12 protein-coding genes are annotated in these 15,571 nt (G+C 69.5%); 11 read left to right on the top strand and 1 reads right to left on the bottom strand.

Annotated features, from left to right (window positions below):
• Window positions 1–53: 53 nt before the first annotated feature.
• The 9 genes from ACFOJE_RS03000 (at window position 54) to ACFOJE_RS02960 (ending at window position 10,482) form a co-directional block, all read left to right on the top strand.
• Complete coding sequence (locus ACFOJE_RS03000; RefSeq protein ID WP_377812767.1) at window positions 54–2,582, top strand: PAS domain-containing protein; 2,529 nt, start codon at window positions 54–56, stop codon at window positions 2,580–2,582.
• Between the two features lie 46 nt (window positions 2,583–2,628).
• A complete protein-coding gene (locus tag ACFOJE_RS02995; RefSeq protein WP_377812765.1) occupies window positions 2,629–4,155 on the top strand; it encodes a hybrid sensor histidine kinase/response regulator in 1,527 nt (508 codons plus the stop codon).
• A 41-nt stretch (window positions 4,156–4,196) separates the two neighbouring features.
• Window positions 4,197–5,159, top strand: a complete 963-nt coding sequence (locus tag ACFOJE_RS02990) for a sensor domain-containing diguanylate cyclase (protein WP_377812764.1) — start codon at window positions 4,197–4,199, stop codon at window positions 5,157–5,159.
• A gap of 321 nt (window positions 5,160–5,480) precedes the next feature.
• Entirely contained in the window at window positions 5,481–7,103 is a 1,623-nt protein-coding gene (locus tag ACFOJE_RS02985) for a methyl-accepting chemotaxis protein (protein ID WP_377812763.1), read from the top strand.
• Window positions 7,104–7,277: 174 nt separating this feature from the next.
• Entirely contained in the window at window positions 7,278–7,823 is a 546-nt protein-coding gene (locus tag ACFOJE_RS02980; RefSeq protein ID WP_377812762.1) for a chemotaxis protein CheW, read from the top strand.
• A gap of 13 nt (window positions 7,824–7,836) precedes the next feature.
• Window positions 7,837–8,643, top strand: coding sequence for a CheR family methyltransferase (locus tag ACFOJE_RS02975; RefSeq protein WP_377812761.1), 807 nt, complete (start codon window positions 7,837–7,839; stop codon window positions 8,641–8,643).
• Window positions 8,640–9,143: a chemotaxis protein CheD gene (locus tag ACFOJE_RS02970; RefSeq protein ID WP_377812760.1), complete on the top strand. Its 504-nt coding sequence runs from the start codon at window positions 8,640–8,642 to the stop codon at window positions 9,141–9,143. The genes ACFOJE_RS02975 and ACFOJE_RS02970 overlap by 4 nt, the downstream gene beginning before the upstream one ends.
• A 61-nt stretch (window positions 9,144–9,204) precedes the next feature.
• Window positions 9,205–10,251 (top strand): protein-glutamate methylesterase/protein-glutamine glutaminase, encoded by a 1,047-nt coding sequence (locus ACFOJE_RS02965; protein WP_377812759.1) that lies wholly within the window; start codon window positions 9,205–9,207, stop codon window positions 10,249–10,251.
• A gap of 36 nt (window positions 10,252–10,287) precedes the next feature.
• Window positions 10,288–10,482, top strand: a complete 195-nt coding sequence (locus tag ACFOJE_RS02960) for a hypothetical protein (RefSeq protein WP_377812758.1) — start codon at window positions 10,288–10,290, stop codon at window positions 10,480–10,482.
• Window positions 10,483–10,597: 115 nt separating this feature from the next.
• On the opposite strand, the gene ACFOJE_RS02955 is transcribed toward ACFOJE_RS02960, so the two are convergent.
• Window positions 10,598–11,968: a uracil-xanthine permease family protein gene (locus tag ACFOJE_RS02955; protein ID WP_377812757.1), complete on the bottom strand. Its 1,371-nt coding sequence runs from the start codon at window positions 11,966–11,968 to the stop codon at window positions 10,598–10,600.
• 654 nt (window positions 11,969–12,622) lie between these two features.
• Between ACFOJE_RS02955 and ACFOJE_RS02950 the strand changes: the two genes are divergently transcribed.
• Window positions 12,623–13,018, top strand: a complete 396-nt coding sequence (locus ACFOJE_RS02950) for a DUF2946 family protein (protein WP_377812756.1) — start codon at window positions 12,623–12,625, stop codon at window positions 13,016–13,018.
• Window positions 13,019–13,126: 108 nt separating this feature from the next.
• Entirely contained in the window at window positions 13,127–15,565 is a 2,439-nt protein-coding gene (locus tag ACFOJE_RS02945; RefSeq protein ID WP_377812755.1) for a TonB-dependent receptor, read from the top strand.
• The last annotated feature ends 6 nt before the right edge of the window (window positions 15,566–15,571 follow it).

Raw genomic sequence — 15,571 nt, 5'->3', positions numbered from 1 at the left:
GATCTCGTCGGGTTTGCATCATCAGTGTTCATCAGCGATTTTCGCCGGCTGTCATGGCTAAGTTGTTCAAAGACGTGCCGCATGCCCTCGCCACGGCCGGCCGCCGGCTGCGCAGGGCGGTCGACGCCCCGCGGCGACCGGGCGCGCCGCTGATGATCGGCACGCCCAGGCCCTCCGTCGTGGCGACCGCCGGGGCCCGTGCGCCGCTGCCCGGCCTGGTCTCGCCCGGCCGGGCGCTGCTGCTGGCGATCGCCGTGCTGGCCTCGATGGTGCTGCTGGCGGGCTGGGCCGGGGCGGGCGGCTTCGGCGAGCCGCTGTCCCTGCTCGTCGGCTGCCTGCTGCTGATGGTCGTCCTGCTGACCACGACCCTGCTGGTGCTCGACCGCATCGGCTGCTGGCTCAGCCAGCGCTTCGACATCCTCTGCCAGGCCGCCGCGGCCTGGGACTCCAGCGATGCGCTGGAGTTGGCGCAGTTGCTCGGCGAGGACTCGGTCGGCCGGCTGCCCTGGGGGCTCCGGCGGGCGGCGCTGGCCCTCGACCGGCTGACCCTGGCCCTGCATCTGGCGCGCCAGGCCTTCGTCGCCATCGCCGAGCACGGCGATACCTGGGAGTCCTGGGTCGGGCGCGATGGCCGGCTGCGCTGGGTCAGCCGCTCGGTACTGGCGATCACCGGCTACTCTCCGGCCGAATGCCTGGCGATGGCGGACTATCCCTATCCCCTGATCCACCCCGAGGATCACGAGCGCTTCGAGCGGATGCGGGCCGGCGAGAGCGGCGCCGGGGATGAGCTGCGCGTGCGGACCCGTTCCGGCGAGACCCGCCAGGTCCGCCTGAGCTGGCGCTGGGTCCGCGGCGAGAGCGGCGAGGAGCTGGGCCTGCGCCTGTCCGTCGTCGACCTCGGGCGCAGGCCGGCGCAGCCCAGGCCGCTGCCGCGGGCGAGCGAGTCCTTGCCGGAGCCGACGGCGGGGCCGCTGGGGCACTGGGAATGGTCGCTCGACGAGGACAGCCTGTCCTGGTCGGACGAGATCTACCCGATCTTCGGCCTCGACCCGCGGGAGTTCCGGGTCAGCTATCCGGCCATGCTCGAGCGGATCTTCCCGGAGGACCGCCCGCGGGTGGTGGCGGCGCTGGTGTCGGCGCTCAACGGCGATGCCCCCTACCGGGTCGAGCACCGCATCCTTTGCTCCGACGGTACGGTCCGCCATGTGCTCAAGGAGGGCCGCACCGAGCGCGATGCCGACGGCGCGCCGCGGCGCCTCTACGGCATCGTGCAGGACATCACCGATAGCGGGCAGGCGCGTCAGGCGCTGTCCCGCATCAACCGGCTGTACGCCGTGCTCTGCGAGGTGAACAAGGCCATGGTCGGCGAGCGGGACCCGCAGGCCCTGTTCGGCCGGGTCTGCCGGATCATCGTCGATCACGGCGACCTGCAGCTGGCCTGGATCGGCACCGCGGATGCCGAGGGCGCCTGGCTGGCGCCGGCGGCCGTCGCCGGGATGGCCGCCGGCTGCGTGCGCGACCGGCGTTTTTCCCTGGCCGATGCCGGCGCCGGCAGCGAGCCGGGCGTCGAGGCGCTGCTCAGCGGCGCCACCCGGGTGCATCAGGACCTCGCCGCGGAAGAGGCGGGGCAGCCCTGGCGGCAGCGGGCCGCCGAATGGGGACTGCGCTCCCTGGTCGCGCTGCCGCTGCGCCAGGACGGGGAGGTGGTGGCCTGTCTGGTCGTGCATTCCTGGCAGGCGGGCTATTTCAGCGCCGACATGATCCAGCTGCTGGAGGCGCTGGCCGACGACGTCTCCTTCGCCCTCCAGGCGCTGGCGCAGGAGCGGCGCCGGCGGCAGGCGGAAAACGAGTTGCAGCGCCTCCACACGGAATTCGAGGTGCGGGTCGCCGAGCGCACCCGCGCGCTGCAGGCGGCCAACGGCGAGCTGGAGGCCTTCAGCTACTCGGTGTCCCACGACCTGCGCGCGCCGCTGCGCCGCATCGACGGCTTCAGCCGCCTGCTGCAGGAGCAGCACGGCGGCCAGCTGAGCGCCGTCGGCCACGACTACCTCGGCCGCATCCGCCGCTCTTCCCAGCGCATGGGCCAGCTGATCGACGACCTGCTCAAGCTCTCGCAGATCGGCCGGCAGGCGCTGCAGCCCGCCGAGGTCTGTCTCTCCACGCTGGCCGCCGCGGTGCTCGAGGAGCTGCGCCAGGCCGAGCCGGGGCGGGCGCTGGAGGTGCACATCGAATCCGGACTGCAGGTGCGCGCCGATGCCCGCCTGATGCGGATCGTGCTGGAGAACCTGCTGGGCAACGCCTGGAAGTTCAGCGCCGGCCGGCCCGGCGCCCGGGTCCGCTTCGGCCGCGACGAGCGTGACGGCGAGCGCGTGCTGTACGTCCTCGACAACGGCGCCGGTTTCGACGAGCGTTACGTCGACCGCCTGTTCAAGCCCTTCCAGCGCCTGCACTCGGCCAGCGAATTCGAAGGCACCGGCATCGGCCTGGCGACGGTGCAGCGGATCATCCTCCGCCACGGCGGACGGATCTGGGCCGAAGGCCGGGTGGGCGAGGGCGCCACTTTCTTTTTCATGCTTCCCTGAGGCCTGCCCGCAGGCCGGGAAGCCGCAGCCGAACGACATCGCGACCATGCAAAGCCCCGTTTTCACCCGTCCCGCCGCTCCTGCGGCCGTTCCGCGCCCGGTGCGCATCCTGCTGGTGGAGGACTCGCCGGACGACGCCGAACTGATCGTCTGCGCGCTGCTGGAGGAGGGCTGCCAGTTTCTCTGCGAGCGCCTGTGCAGCGAGGCCGATCTGTGCGCCGCGCTGGCCCGCCAGGACTGGGACATCGTGCTCGCCGACTACCATCTGCCGGCGTTCTCCGCCGCCGAGGTGGTCGAGCTGGTGCGCGCCGATCCGCGGGACATCCCGGTGATCGTCGTCTCCGGCCACATCGGCGAGGAGGCGGCGGTGACGCTGCTCAAGAGCGGCGCCAGCGACTTCGTTCCCAAGGCCAATCTCGCCCGCCTGGCCCCGGCCGTGCGCCGCGAGCTGCGCGAAGCCCGGGGCCGGCGCGACCGGCGCGAGGCGATCCGCGCGCTGGCCGAACAGGAGCGCTTCCTGCGCGACATCACCTCGGCCCTGTGCGAAGGCATCGCCGTGCTGGATGCGGACGGCCGGGTGCTGTTCATGAACCCCGAGGCCGAGCGCCTGCTCGGCTGGAGCGAGGCCGAGCTGCTCGGCCTGCCGATCCACGACATCGTGCACCGGCACAGCGACGGCTCGTTCGACCCGACCCAGCGCTGCCCGATGCATGCCCTGAAGCGGGACGGAGAACGCTGTCTGGTGGAGGACGAGCTCTTCCTGTGCAAGGACGGCAGCCTGCTGCCGGTCGCTTATGTTGCCAGCCGGATCACCGGCAGCGACGGCGCCACGCGCTTCATCAAGGCCTTCCAGGATCGCAGCGAGCTCAAGCTGGCCGAGCTGGAGCGGCAGGCGTCGCGGCGCCAGCTGCGCGAGCTGTCGGCCTTCCTGCAGCGGGTTCGGGAGGAGGAACGCACCCACGTCGCCCGCGAGCTGCACGACGAACTGGGCCAACTGCTCACCGGCCTGCGCATGGACGTGGAGTGGCTGCAGCGCCACCTGCCCGACGACGACGGCCCGGTCATCCGCAAGGCCCGCGCCATGACCGGCCTGATCGACAGCACCCTGCGCACCGTGCGGCGCATCTCCACCGATCTGCGCCCGGCGGTGCTCGACGACTTCGGCCTGGAGGCGGCGGTCGAGTGGCTAGTGGACAGCTTCCGCACGCGCAACCGCATCGCCTGCGATCTCGAGATCGATCTGGACGGCGTGGCGCTGGACGAGCCGGTGGCCACCGCCGTGTTCCGGCTGGTCCAGGAGAGCCTGACCAACGTCAGCCGGCATGCCCGGGCGCGCCGGGTGGAGATCGTCCTGAAGGTGGTCGACGGGGTGCTCAAGCTGGTGGTCGGGGACGACGGCATCGGTTTCCCGGTCGATGCGCTGCGCACCCGCTCCTTCGGCATTCTCGGCATGCGCGAGCGGGTATTCGCCCTGAACGGCGAATTCAGGGTCGACAGCCGCCCCGGAGCGGGTACGATCATCACCGTCGACATTCCCTGGGTGTCCTGCAGCGCCGGCTACGACCGGTCCTGAGCGCACACCCAGAGGCCCAGTCACTTCGGAAGGGAAGCACCTTGTCCATCTCGCAACAGAACGCAGTACCCCAGGACACCGGCCTCGAAGGCGGTGCCGAGCACTACCGCAGCATCGCCACCATCCTCGACAGCCTGGATGCCCTGGTCTACGTGGCCGACATGAACACCCACGAGGTGCTGTTCCTCAACCGCTACGGCAAGGAAGTCTGGGGCGACTTCAAGGACAAGCTCTGCTGGCAGTTGCTGCAGTCGGAGCAGACCGGCCCCTGCCGCTTCTGCAGCAACCCCAAGCTGCTCGACGAGCGCGGCGAGCCGACCGGGGTCTGGGTCTGGGAGATGCGCAACACCGTCAACGGCCGCTGGTACGAGTGCCGGGACCAGGCCATCCGCTGGTGGGACGGCCGCCTGGTGCGCCTGGAGATCGCCACCGACATCACCGAGCGCAAGCGCCTGGAGCAGGAGCTGCAGGCCGCGCTGGGGCGGGCCCGGGAGATGGCCAGCACCGACGAGCTGACCGGCCTGAACAACCGCCGGGCCTTCTTCGAGCTGGGCGAGCAGAGCTTCAGGCAGGCCAGGCGTTCCGGCCGCTCCATGGCGGTGATCATGCTCGACATCGACCACTTCAAGCGGATCAACGACACCCACGGCCACCAGGTCGGCGACCGGGCGCTGCAGGCCCTGGCCGACACCCTGCGGCCGCTGCTACGGGAGGCGGACATCCTCGGGCGCTTGGGCGGCGAGGAGTTCGCGGTGGTCCTCAGCGATACCGGGCTGGGCCCGGCCACGGCCATCGCCGAGCGCCTGCGCCGGGTCGTCGAGGCCATGGCCGTCGAGCAGGAGCCCGAACCGATCCGCTTCACCGCCAGTTTCGGCGTCGCCGCCGGCAGCGCCGCCGACCTGAACCTCGACCGCCTGCTCGGCGAGGCCGATCAGGCGCTCTACAAGGCCAAGCGCGCCGGGCGCAACCGTGTCGAGGCGGTGCTGCCTTCCCCGGACGCCTGAGGGCGTCCTGACTCCATCCCGTCCGCCCGTGCCGGCCGCGGCCGCTCCGTGCCGCGGCCGAGGCTTTCTTACCCATCGCCTAGGAATCGTCCTAGTCCCGCTGCCGGCGCTCCGACAGCGATTTGGGTTGGCACCGATGTTCAGAAATGGGGCATATGGACATTATGTCGCACCCTTATCAAGCAGTCCTGGCTGGTGCCATGGGCGCCGCGCCGCGTCGGGCTTTCCGGCGCGCGGAGCGCCTCGCCTTCGCTCATGGCGACGGCCGTCATGCTCCGGACGGGTGCAACGACGCAACACCTCGAGGAAGAAGGAGTCACCATGTTCCGCAACATGCGCATCGGTATCAGGCTAACCCTGGGGTTCGCCATCGTGCTGGCGATGATGGCCACCGTCGGCGCCATCGGCATCCTCGAGGTGAAGAGCGTCGCCGAGTCCACCGAAACCATCACCCGGGAGCGCTGGCCCAACACCGTGGCCAGCAACGACTTCATCGACGGTATCAACGAGATCTCCCTGGCGCTGCGCAACATCATGCTGAGCAGCGATCCCGCCTTCCAGGAAAGCGAGATGAACCGCATCGCCGCCGTGCGTAAGCGGATCGACGAGCGAAGCGCCTGGCTGGACCAGTCCATCCATACCGAGCGCGGCAAGGTGCTGCTGGCACAGATGAAGGAAAGCCGCGCCAAGTTCGGCCGGGGCGTCGACCAGGTGCTGGAGATGCTGCGCAGCGACCGTCAGCGCGCCATAGAATTCGGACTGAACGAAGTGCGTCCGCTCAACCTGGCCGCGCTGGCGGCGGTCAAGGAAATGATCGACTTCCAGTCCGGCATGATGAACGACGCGGCCGACACGGTCGAACAGGTCGCCGTGCAGGCCGAGCGCCTGATCCTGATCCTCGGCGCGGTGTCCTTCCTGCTCGCCGGCGCCATCGCCTTCTGGATCACCCGCAGCCTGACCCGCCCGGTGGGGCAGGCCCTGCGGGTGGCCAACTCGCTGGCCGACGGCGATCTCTCGGTGCGCATCGAATCGACCTCCCGCGACGAGGTCGGCATCCTGCTCTCGGCGATGCAGCGCATGGTCGAGAAGCTCTCGCAGATCATCGGCGAGGTGCGCCGCGGCGCGGACAACCTGGCCTCGGCCGCCGAGGAAGTGGCGGCGACCAGCCAGAGCCTGTCGCAGGCCTCCAGCGAGCAGGCGGCCTCGGTCGAGGAGACTTCCGCCTCTATGGAGCAGATGACTGCCTCGATCCAGCAGAACACCGAGAACGCTAAGGTCACCGACGGCATGGCCGGCCGTGCCGCCAAGGACGCCGTGGAAGGCGGCCAGGCGGTGACGCAGACCTCGACGGCGATGAAGTCCATCGCCCAGAAGATCTCCATCATCGACGACATCGCCTACCAGACCAACCTGCTGGCGCTGAACGCGGCCATCGAGGCGGCGCGCGCCGGCGAACACGGCAAGGGCTTCGCCGTGGTGGCGGACGAGGTGCGCAAGCTGGCCGAACGCTCCCAGGTGGCGGCCCAGGAGATCGGCGAGGTGGCCGGCTCCTCGGTGGAACTGGCGGCCCGGGCCGGCCAGCGGCTCGACGAGATCGTCCCGGCGATCCAGAAAACCTCGGATCTGGTTCAGGAAATCGCCGCCGCTTCCAGCGAGCAGTCGGCCGGGGTCGGCCAGATCAACGCGGCGATCGAGCAGCTCAACCAGCTGACCCAGCAGAACGCCTCGTCTTCCGAGGAACTGGCCGCCACCGCCGAGGAAATGTCGGCCCAGGCCGAGCAGCTGCAGCAGCTGATGGGCTTCTTCCGCCTGGAGACCTCCGGCAACGGCGGCGCCACCCCCGGCGCCCAGCCCCAGACCTCGGGCCGGCTGGTCCGGGCCGAGGGCCGGCGCGCGCTGACGGCGCCGGAGACAGTGGACGAAGCCAGCTTCGTGCGTTACTAGGCCGTCCCCAGCCGTCCGGCGAGCGGCCGCGAATCCCGCGGCGCGCTCGCCGGGCCGCTTTCGCATCGACTTTCCGTCGGCACGGCCGTACTGTCACGGTAATAGCCGCTTGCGCCCGGCCGGGGCCGCGAGCCGCCGCAGGAGCCGGACCGTGCGGCGCTCCCAGGAGTACACATGAACAAAGCAAGCAAACGCCAGACGCCCGAGGATGCCCAGGTCGGGCGGGAGCCGCGCCAGTACCTGACCTTCTCCCTGGGGCAGGAAATGTTCGCCATCGGCATCCTCGACATCCGCGAGATCATCGAATACCGCGGCATCACCACGGTGCCCATGGTTCCGGCCTTCGTCCGCGGGGTGATCAACCTGCGCGGCGCGGTGGTGCCGGTGATCGACCTGGCCGCGCGCTTCGGCCGCCCGTCCAGCGAGATCACCCGGCGTACCTGCATCGTCATCATCGAGCTGGACAACGAGGGCGAGCAGCAGGTGCTGGGCATCGTGGTGGACGCGGTGTCCGCGGTGCTGGAGATCCCGGATTCGCAGATCGAGCCGGCGCCGGCCTTCGGCGCGCGGATCCGCACCGACTTCATCGCCGGCATGGGCAAGGTCGACGAGCGCTTCGTGATCCTGCTCAACACCCAGAACGTGCTGGCGGTGGACGAGATGGCGATGCTGGCGCAGCTCGACGAGCCCGAGCGGCAGCCGGCGGAAGCCGAGGACTGAGGGGCATTCGACCGTGCTTGCGCAATCCCTGACCGAAAAGGAATTCGCCCAGTTCCAGCGGATGCTCTGCGAAGTCGCCGGCATCCATCTGGCCCCGGCGAAGAAGCTGATGCTCGCCGGCCGGCTCGGGCGGCGGGTTCGCGACCTCGGCCTGGCCAGCTTCGGCGACTACTTCCAGCTGCTGCAGCAGCGCCAGGAGGAGCGGCAGCTGGCGGTGGACCTGCTGACCACCAACGAGACCTACTTCTTCCGCGAGCCCAAGCACTTCGAGTTCCTCCAGGAGCAGATCCTGCCCGGGCACCCGCGCGGCCGGCCGTTCCGGGTGTGGAGCGCGGCCTGCTCCAGCGGCGAGGAGCCCTACAGCCTGGCGATGCTGCTGGACGACCGGCTCGGCGACGCCGGCTGGGAGGTGCTGGCCTCGGACATCAGCACCCAGGTGCTGGACAAGGCCCGGCGCGGGCTCTACGGCGTCAACCGCATCGAGCTGATGCCGGGCGAGTACCTGCGCCGCTACTGCCTGCGGGGCATCGGCGCCCAGGAGGGGCTGCTGCTGTTGCAGCAGTCCCTGCGCTCCCGCGTGCAGTTCCGCCAGATCAACCTGAACGCCGCCCTGCCCGGCGGGCTGGGGAACTTCGACCTGATCCTGCTGCGCAACGTGATGATCTATTTCCAGCAGGAGACCCGGCGCCAAGTAGTGCAGCGCATCGTCCAGCAACTGAGGCCGGGCGGCTATCTGTTCGTCGGCCACTCCGAGAGCCTCAACGGCATCGCCGCCGGTCTGCAGCCGGTGCGCCCGTCGGTCTACCGGAGGGCGGCGTGAGCGGCCCCGGCCCTGCCACCCGCGACATCTTCCTGCGGCCGGGGGAGTGGTACTTCGGCTCCGGCGCCGTGCGCCTGCGCACGACCCTGGGCTCCTGCGTGGCGATCGTGCTCTGGCATCCCCGGCTCAAGCTCGGCGGCATGTGCCACTACATGCTGCCGAACCGCAGCGACCGCGGCAGCCAGCCGCTCAACGGCCGCTACGCCGACGAGGCGCTGGAGCTGCTGCTGGGGGAAGTCCGGCGCAGTCACACCCAGCCCGGCGACTACGAATTCAAGCTGTTCGGCGGGGCCAACATGTTCCCCTCCGGCCAGCGCCGGCCGGACGACGTGCCGGCGCGCAACGTCGCCGAGGCCCTGGCCCTGATGCATGAGCACGGGCTGCCGGTGAAGGCCCAGAGCCTGGGCGGCGAGGGCTACCGCCAGCTGGTCTTCGACCTCGAGAGCGGCGCGCTGTGGATGCGCCAGGGGCACGAGCCCGCGCCGCACGGGACGCCCTAGCCATGCGTCGTCCCGTCCCCGGCAACCCGCCGTCGATCCCCGGTTCCGAGCGGAGCCCGGCGTGAACAGCCCGATCCGCGTTTTCATCGTCGACGACTCCGCCGTGGTCCGCCAGGTGCTCACCGGGCTGCTGGAACGCGACCCCGGCATCCGTGTGATCGGCTCGGCCGCCGATCCGCTGTTCGCCCAGCAGAAGATGGCCGCCGGCTGGCCGGACGTGATCGTGCTGGACGTGGAGATGCCGCGCATGGACGGCATCACCTTCCTCAAGAAGCTGATGGCCGAGCGTCCGACGCCGGTGGTGATCTGCTCGACCCTCACCGAGCAGGGCGCGGAAACCACGGTGGCGGCGCTGCAGGCCGGCGCCGTCGCCATCATCGCCAAGCCGCGCCTGGGCCTCGGCGGCTTCCTCCACGATACGGCCCAGGAATTCGTCCAGGCCATCAAGGCAGCGGCCCGGGCGCGCATGGCGCCGCTGCTGCGCCAGCCGGCAGCACTGCCGGCAGCTCCCGCGGCGCTGGCCAGGACCACCGACCAGGTGGTCGCCATCGGCACCTCCACCGGCGGCACCCTGGCCCTCGAGGCGGTGCTCGGGGCGCTGCCGGCGGTCTGCCCGGGCATCGTGGTGGTCCAGCACATGCCGGAGAAATTCACCGCCGCCTTCGCCGCCCGGCTCGACCGCCTCTGCCGCTGCGAGGTGCGCGAGGCGAAGAACGGCGACCGGGTGCGGCCCGGCCGGGTGCTGATCGCCCCCGGCGGTCGGCACATGCAGCTCAAGCGCAGCGGGGCGCAGTATCACGTGGAAGTGCTCGACGGCCCGCCGGTGAACCGTCACAAGCCCTCGGTGGATGTCCTGTTTCGTTCGGTAGCTCGCAGCGCGGGCCGCAACGCCATGGGTATCATCATGACCGGCATGGGCGACGACGGCGCCAACGGGCTGCTGGAGATGCGCCAGGCCGGCGCCGTGACGGCAGCCCAGGACGAAGCCTCCTGCGTGGTGTTCGGCATGCCCAAGGAGGCCATCGCCCGCGGCGCCGCCCAACTGGTGCTGCCGCTGGGCGAGATCGCCGCGACCATCCTCCACGGCCATCGCCCGCACCGGCCCTAGACTTGCATGCATTTTCGATTGGAGGAAAAACACACCATGACCATCGCACAACTGGCCCGCTACAGGGCCGAACAGAGACGGCGGACTTGCCGCCGGGAGGGGGCGGGACGCGGCGCCGGCCGTCTCGCACCGCGGGACGAGACCATCGCCGAGCTGATCCGCTATATGAGCGGGCGCATCGCTTCCCTGCGGGCACTGCGCTCGCAGTCGGGCCGGAAAGGCTCTCTCTGACTCCCCGGGGCCGCCGTCCGGTGGCCCCATCGCCCCAGGCGGCGCCGATTCGTCGCTGGCCGGGTCAAGACATCGAAATCGTCGGGGCCGCCGGATACGCGGATTGCGCCTGCGCTCAGACGCGTCGCGCACCGGTCACGGCGGCGGGTTCGCCGTGCTCCCGCGGCAGCAGCAGGTCGAGCAGGATGGCGGTCAGGCCGCCCGAGGTGATCGCCGAGTCGAACAGGTTCTGCACCAGCCGGGGCATCTGCTGCAGCAGTTGCGGCTGCGCGGCGATGCCCAGACCGACGCCGAAGGAGGCGGCGATGATCAGCATGCTGCGGCGGTCCAGGCGGGTGCCGGCGAGGATGCGGATGCCGGCGGCGGCGACGCTGCCGAACATGATCAGGGTGGCGCCGCCCAGCACCGGCTTGGGAATCTGCTGCAGCACCGCGCCGAGCAGCGGGAACAGGCCGAGGGCGAAGAGCAGGGCGCCGATGTAGAGGCCGACATGGCGGCTGGCCACGCCGGTCATCTGGATCACCCCGTTGTTCTGCGCGAAGGTGGTGTTGGGAAAGGCGCTGAAGGTGGCGGCGATCAGGCAGCTGATCCCGTCGCCGAGCACGCCGCCCTTGAGCCGCTCGAGGTAGCCCGGCCCCTCGATGGGCTGGCGCGATAGCATGCAGTTGGCGGTGAGGTCGCCGACCGTCTCGATGGTGCTGATGACGTAGACCAGCGCCACCGGCACGAAGGCCGTCCAGTCGAAGGCGAAACCGTAGCGGAACGGCTGCGGCACGCTGACCAACGGCAGGTCGGGCAGCGGCTGCGGCACCAGCTTGCCGCTGACCCAGGCTGCCAGGCTGCCCACCGCCAGGCCGACGACGATCGCCGAGAGGCGCAGCCAGGGCTGCCGCGAGCGGTTCAGCAGGAGGATCAGCAGGAACACCAGCGCGCCCAGGGCCAGGTTGCGCGGGGCGCCGAAGTCCGGGGCCTTGAAGCCGCCGCCGAGGTCGGTGATGCCGACCTTGATCAGGCTGACGCCGATCAGGGTGATGACGATGCCGGTGGTCAGCGGCGTGACCAGCCGTTGCAGCGCGCCGATGCAGCGGCTGAGCAGCACCTGCACGAAGGCGCCGAAGAAGCACACGCCGAAGATCATCGCCAGGATCTCCTCCGGGCCGCCGCCGCGGCTCTTGACCAGCATTCCGGCCGAGAGCACCGTGCCGAGGAAGGCGAAGCTGGTGCCCTGCAGGCAGATCATCCCGGCGCCGATGCCGAACGGCCGGCGGGCCTGGATGAAGGTGCCGACGCCGGAGACCATCAGTGCCATGCTGATCAGGTAGGGCAGCTGCTCGCCCAGGCCGAGCGCCGCGCCGATCACGAGGGGTGGGGTGATCACCCCGACGAAGCTGGCGAGCAGGTGCTGCAGGGCGGCGAAGAGCGCCGGCAGCGGCGCGGGGCGGTCGTCGAGTCCGTAGAGCAGCTCGACGGGGGACTGGTCTTGCATGGAGGTCACCTCGGCAGGGGCGGCAGCAGGCTCGGTGCCTGGCTGGGCGGTTGCCCCTGCCTCTGCAAAAAGTTGACCACTTGCTTAGCTTTTTCTCCTGCCGGTTTCATCGGCCGTCCATAACGTACTGATTCTCGGTGAGAAAAACAGGGATGCTGGAAAAGCGGCCAGCACGGCGACTCTCCGCTTTGCGCAAGCCTGAGCCAAAACATGGCGCGGGGAAAAGTGAGTGCTCCCCGATGGGGCGATGCCCGCTATGAGCCGCATCGTGGCTGTTTGGTCCTGGCTGCAAAACTTGATCGAAAACATGCATGAATGAATATTCGTTTCATATAGTAAAAAATATCATTCATGCAGTGACTGGACTGCACCGCCAGGAGCCGCTTCTTTCGACGCCTTGGCAAGTGCTGGCGCCATGAAGGCTCTAATCTAGGAAGTACGGACGCCATCCCCGGCACGGGCGAAACAACCGCCCAGCGCCGGCGAGCGCAGCAGAAAACCGCCCCGGGCCGAGGCGACCGGTAGCTCAGGAGAATTTCCCATGGTGCCTGGAGAGACGACGCGCAGGACCCCGACCGCCTTCCCGGCAATGTCGCCGGCCACCGGCGGTCCCCGTCCGTCCGGCATGGGCTCCGCATCCGGGGCGTTCCCCCGTTGAACCGACGTCGAGCGGGCAGGCCCCGGTCGCGCCGCCAGGCCAGGCTGGCATTCGCCACTTGGCTGGCCCTGGCCGCCCTGGGGTTGTTGCTGTTCGCGCCGACCTTTTCCCGCACGCTGGAGGCCTTCTCGCAGGAGGAGGCGCATGCCGTCCACGGCCTGCGGCGGATGGAGCACTCGACCCATGGCGACCATGCCAGCCACGCCGGCTCGTACGAGTTCGCCGCCTGCGGCTACTGCACGCTGCTGTACGACAACCCGGCGCTGCCCTGGGTCGTGGCGGGGCTACCCCCGCTGCCCCCGCCGCGCCCCGAACGACCATCCTGCCGAGCCCCTCCCGCTCCCGAACTGAGGCCACTGGACGTCTGTTCCAGAGGGCCGCCCACGGCCTGATCCAGCAAGCGCTGACACCTGTAGTCCATCGACGCCAGTCGCCAGGGATGCTCTAGCACCCACGCCGTCTGGCGAGCCTTGTCGTACGCCATTTCTGGATTCGCCAACATGCCCGAACCCTTGATCCCGTGGGGGAATCCCTTGCTTCCCCTGCGAACAGCCAACCTCCATGGCAGGCCGCCGATGCCGCCGCTGCTCGGCTCGGCGATGCTCTGCGCCCTGGCCACCGGCCTGATGCTGCTGCCCGTCGCCGTACCGGTGCGCGCCGAGGCCGCCCGCCCGACGAGCGAAGCCGCCGACCAGGCGCCGCTGGCGGAGTCCGAGCAGGAACCGGTCACCCTGTCGGGCGATGTCATCACCGCGGAAGGCCAGTCCTCAGAAGGCCATCCGCTGCCGCCGGCGATCGCCAGCGCTCCGGCGGTGGTGGAAAGCCGTACGGCCCAGCAGATCCGCGACACCGTGAACCTGATGACCCCGGCCGCGGCGCTGAAGTACTTTCCCAGCATCGAGGTGCGCGAACGCTATGTCGGCGACCGCAACGGCATCATCGCCACCCGCACCACCGGCACCGTCTCCAGCGCCCAGTCGCTGCTCTATGCCGACGACCTGCTGCTGTCCAATCTGCTCGGCAACAGCTACAGCTTTCCGCCCCGCTGGGGGCTGGTGTCGCCCAGCGAGATCTCCCGGGTCGATGTGATGTACGGCCCGTTCAGCGCCCTGTATCCGGGCAACTCCATGGGCGGCGTGGTGACCCTGGAAACCCGCACGCCGACCAAGCCCGAGTTCCACGCCTCGATCACCGGCTCGCTGGAGGACTCCCATCTCTACGGCACGGGCGAGCACTACGGCAGCGGCAACATCAGCCTGGCCGGCGGCGACCGGCGCGGGCCCTTTTCGATCTGGACCTCCTTCAACCACCTGGACGCCCAGGGACACCCGATGAGCTTTTCCACCGCCGCGCTGTCGAGCAAGGCCGCCGGGGCCAGCGCCACGGCCGTCAGCGGCGCCTACCAGGACACCGACCAGAACGGCAGGCAGCGCCTGGTGTTCGGCGCCTACGCCATCGACCACAGCATCCAGGACCAGGGCAAGATCAAGCTGGGCTGGGACATCAACCCGGACATCACCGCGACCTACACCCTCGGCCTGTGGTCGGACCAGTCCCGTACCGACGTCGACAGCTACCTGAAGAACAGCGCGACCGGCCAGACCTTCTACAACGGCTCGGTGAACATAGGCGGCCACGCCTACACGGTTTCCGGCCTCAACCCGGGCGAGACCGACGAGCTGCACATCCTCAACGCCCTGTCGCTGGATAGCCATACCCACGGCCCGTTCGACTGGCACGTGGCCTACAGCAACTACCGCTTCATCAACGAGGTGTCGCGCTCGGCCTCCAACTACGGCCAGAGCCAGGCGGGGAGCAGACAGGTACAGGACGGCACCGGCTGGCAGACCGGCGAGCTGCGCGGCATCTGGCGGCCGGAGCCGCTGTTCGACCAGGATCACGAGATCACCTTCGGCTACCACATCGACGACTACCTGCTGAAGCAGAGCACCTACCAGGAGGACGACTGGCGATCCGGCTCCAGCGGCCAGAAGAGCGCCCAGTCCGGCGGCGAAACCCGGACCCAGGCCCTGTACCTGCAGGACGTCTGGTCGCTGGCGGAGAAGTGGACCCTGACCCTGGGCGGGCGTCTGGAGCACTGGCAGGCGTTCGACGGCTTCAACTACAACAACAAGACCACGCCCTCGCTGGCGAAGTACCCGAACCAGCATCGCATCGACTTCTCGCCCAAGGCGGCGCTGACCTTCGACGTCACCGACGCCCTGCAGACGCGTTTCTCCTTCGGCCGCGCCGTGCGCTATCCGACCGTCACCGAGCTGTACCAGCAGGTCACCAGCGGCAACCAGCTGGTGCAGAACAATCCCAACCTCAAGCCGGAGGACGTGCTTTCCTACGACTGGACCACCCAGTACAGCTGGCGCCAGTACCTGCTGCGCCTGTCGCTGTTCCAGGAGAATCGCCGCGACGCCCTGTTCTCGCAGACCGACACCACGGTCAGCCCCAATCTCACGCAGATCGAGAACATCGGTCGCGCCCGGATCCGCGGCATCGAAACCGCGCTGGACGCGCACGACGTGATCATCGAGGGGCTCGATCTGTCCGGCAGCATCACCTACGCCGACTCGACGGTGCAGAAGGACAGCCAGGTGCCCGCCGCCGAGGGCCGGAATTTCCCGCGGATTCCGCGCTGGCGTAGCCGCGTGACGGTCACCTACCACCAGAACGAACGCCTGACCTACTCCCTGGGCTACCGCTATTCCAGCGGCGCCTACAGTACGTTGCTGAACACCGACCGCAACCACGACACCTATGGCGGCATCAGCCACTACAGCGTCTTCGACGCCAAGGCCAGCTACCGGATCGGCCAGCATTTCACCGCTTCGGCCGGGGTGGACAACCTGGGCAACCAGAAGTACTTCGTCAGCCCGCATCCCTACTCGCAACGCACCGCGTTCGTTGGCCTGAACTATGACTACTGAGGGCTC

Origin of the sequence: Azotobacter bryophylli, assembly GCF_042643485.1 — a bacterium.
GTDB lineage: Bacteria > Pseudomonadota > Gammaproteobacteria > Pseudomonadales > Pseudomonadaceae > Azotobacter > Azotobacter bryophylli.
Note: the sequence above shows the minus strand (reverse complement) of the source record. Positions and strands in the feature narration are given on the sequence as shown.

Coding starts and splice junctions, on each gene's coding strand:
- ACFOJE_RS03000 (WP_377812767.1), top strand. CDS start 54: ATGGCTAAGTTGTTCAAAGACGTGCCGCATGCCCTCGCCACGGCCGGC.
- ACFOJE_RS02995 (WP_377812765.1), top strand. CDS start 2,629: ATGCAAAGCCCCGTTTTCACCCGTCCCGCCGCTCCTGCGGCCGTTCCG.
- ACFOJE_RS02985 (WP_377812763.1), top strand. CDS start 5,481: ATGTTCCGCAACATGCGCATCGGTATCAGGCTAACCCTGGGGTTCGCC.
- ACFOJE_RS02980 (WP_377812762.1), top strand. CDS start 7,278: ATGAACAAAGCAAGCAAACGCCAGACGCCCGAGGATGCCCAGGTCGGG.
- ACFOJE_RS02960 (WP_377812758.1), top strand. CDS start 10,288: ATGACCATCGCACAACTGGCCCGCTACAGGGCCGAACAGAGACGGCGG.
- ACFOJE_RS02955 (WP_377812757.1), bottom strand. CDS start 11,968: ATGCAAGACCAGTCCCCCGTCGAGCTGCTCTACGGACTCGACGACCGC.
- ACFOJE_RS02945 (WP_377812755.1), top strand. CDS start 13,127: ATGCCCGAACCCTTGATCCCGTGGGGGAATCCCTTGCTTCCCCTGCGA.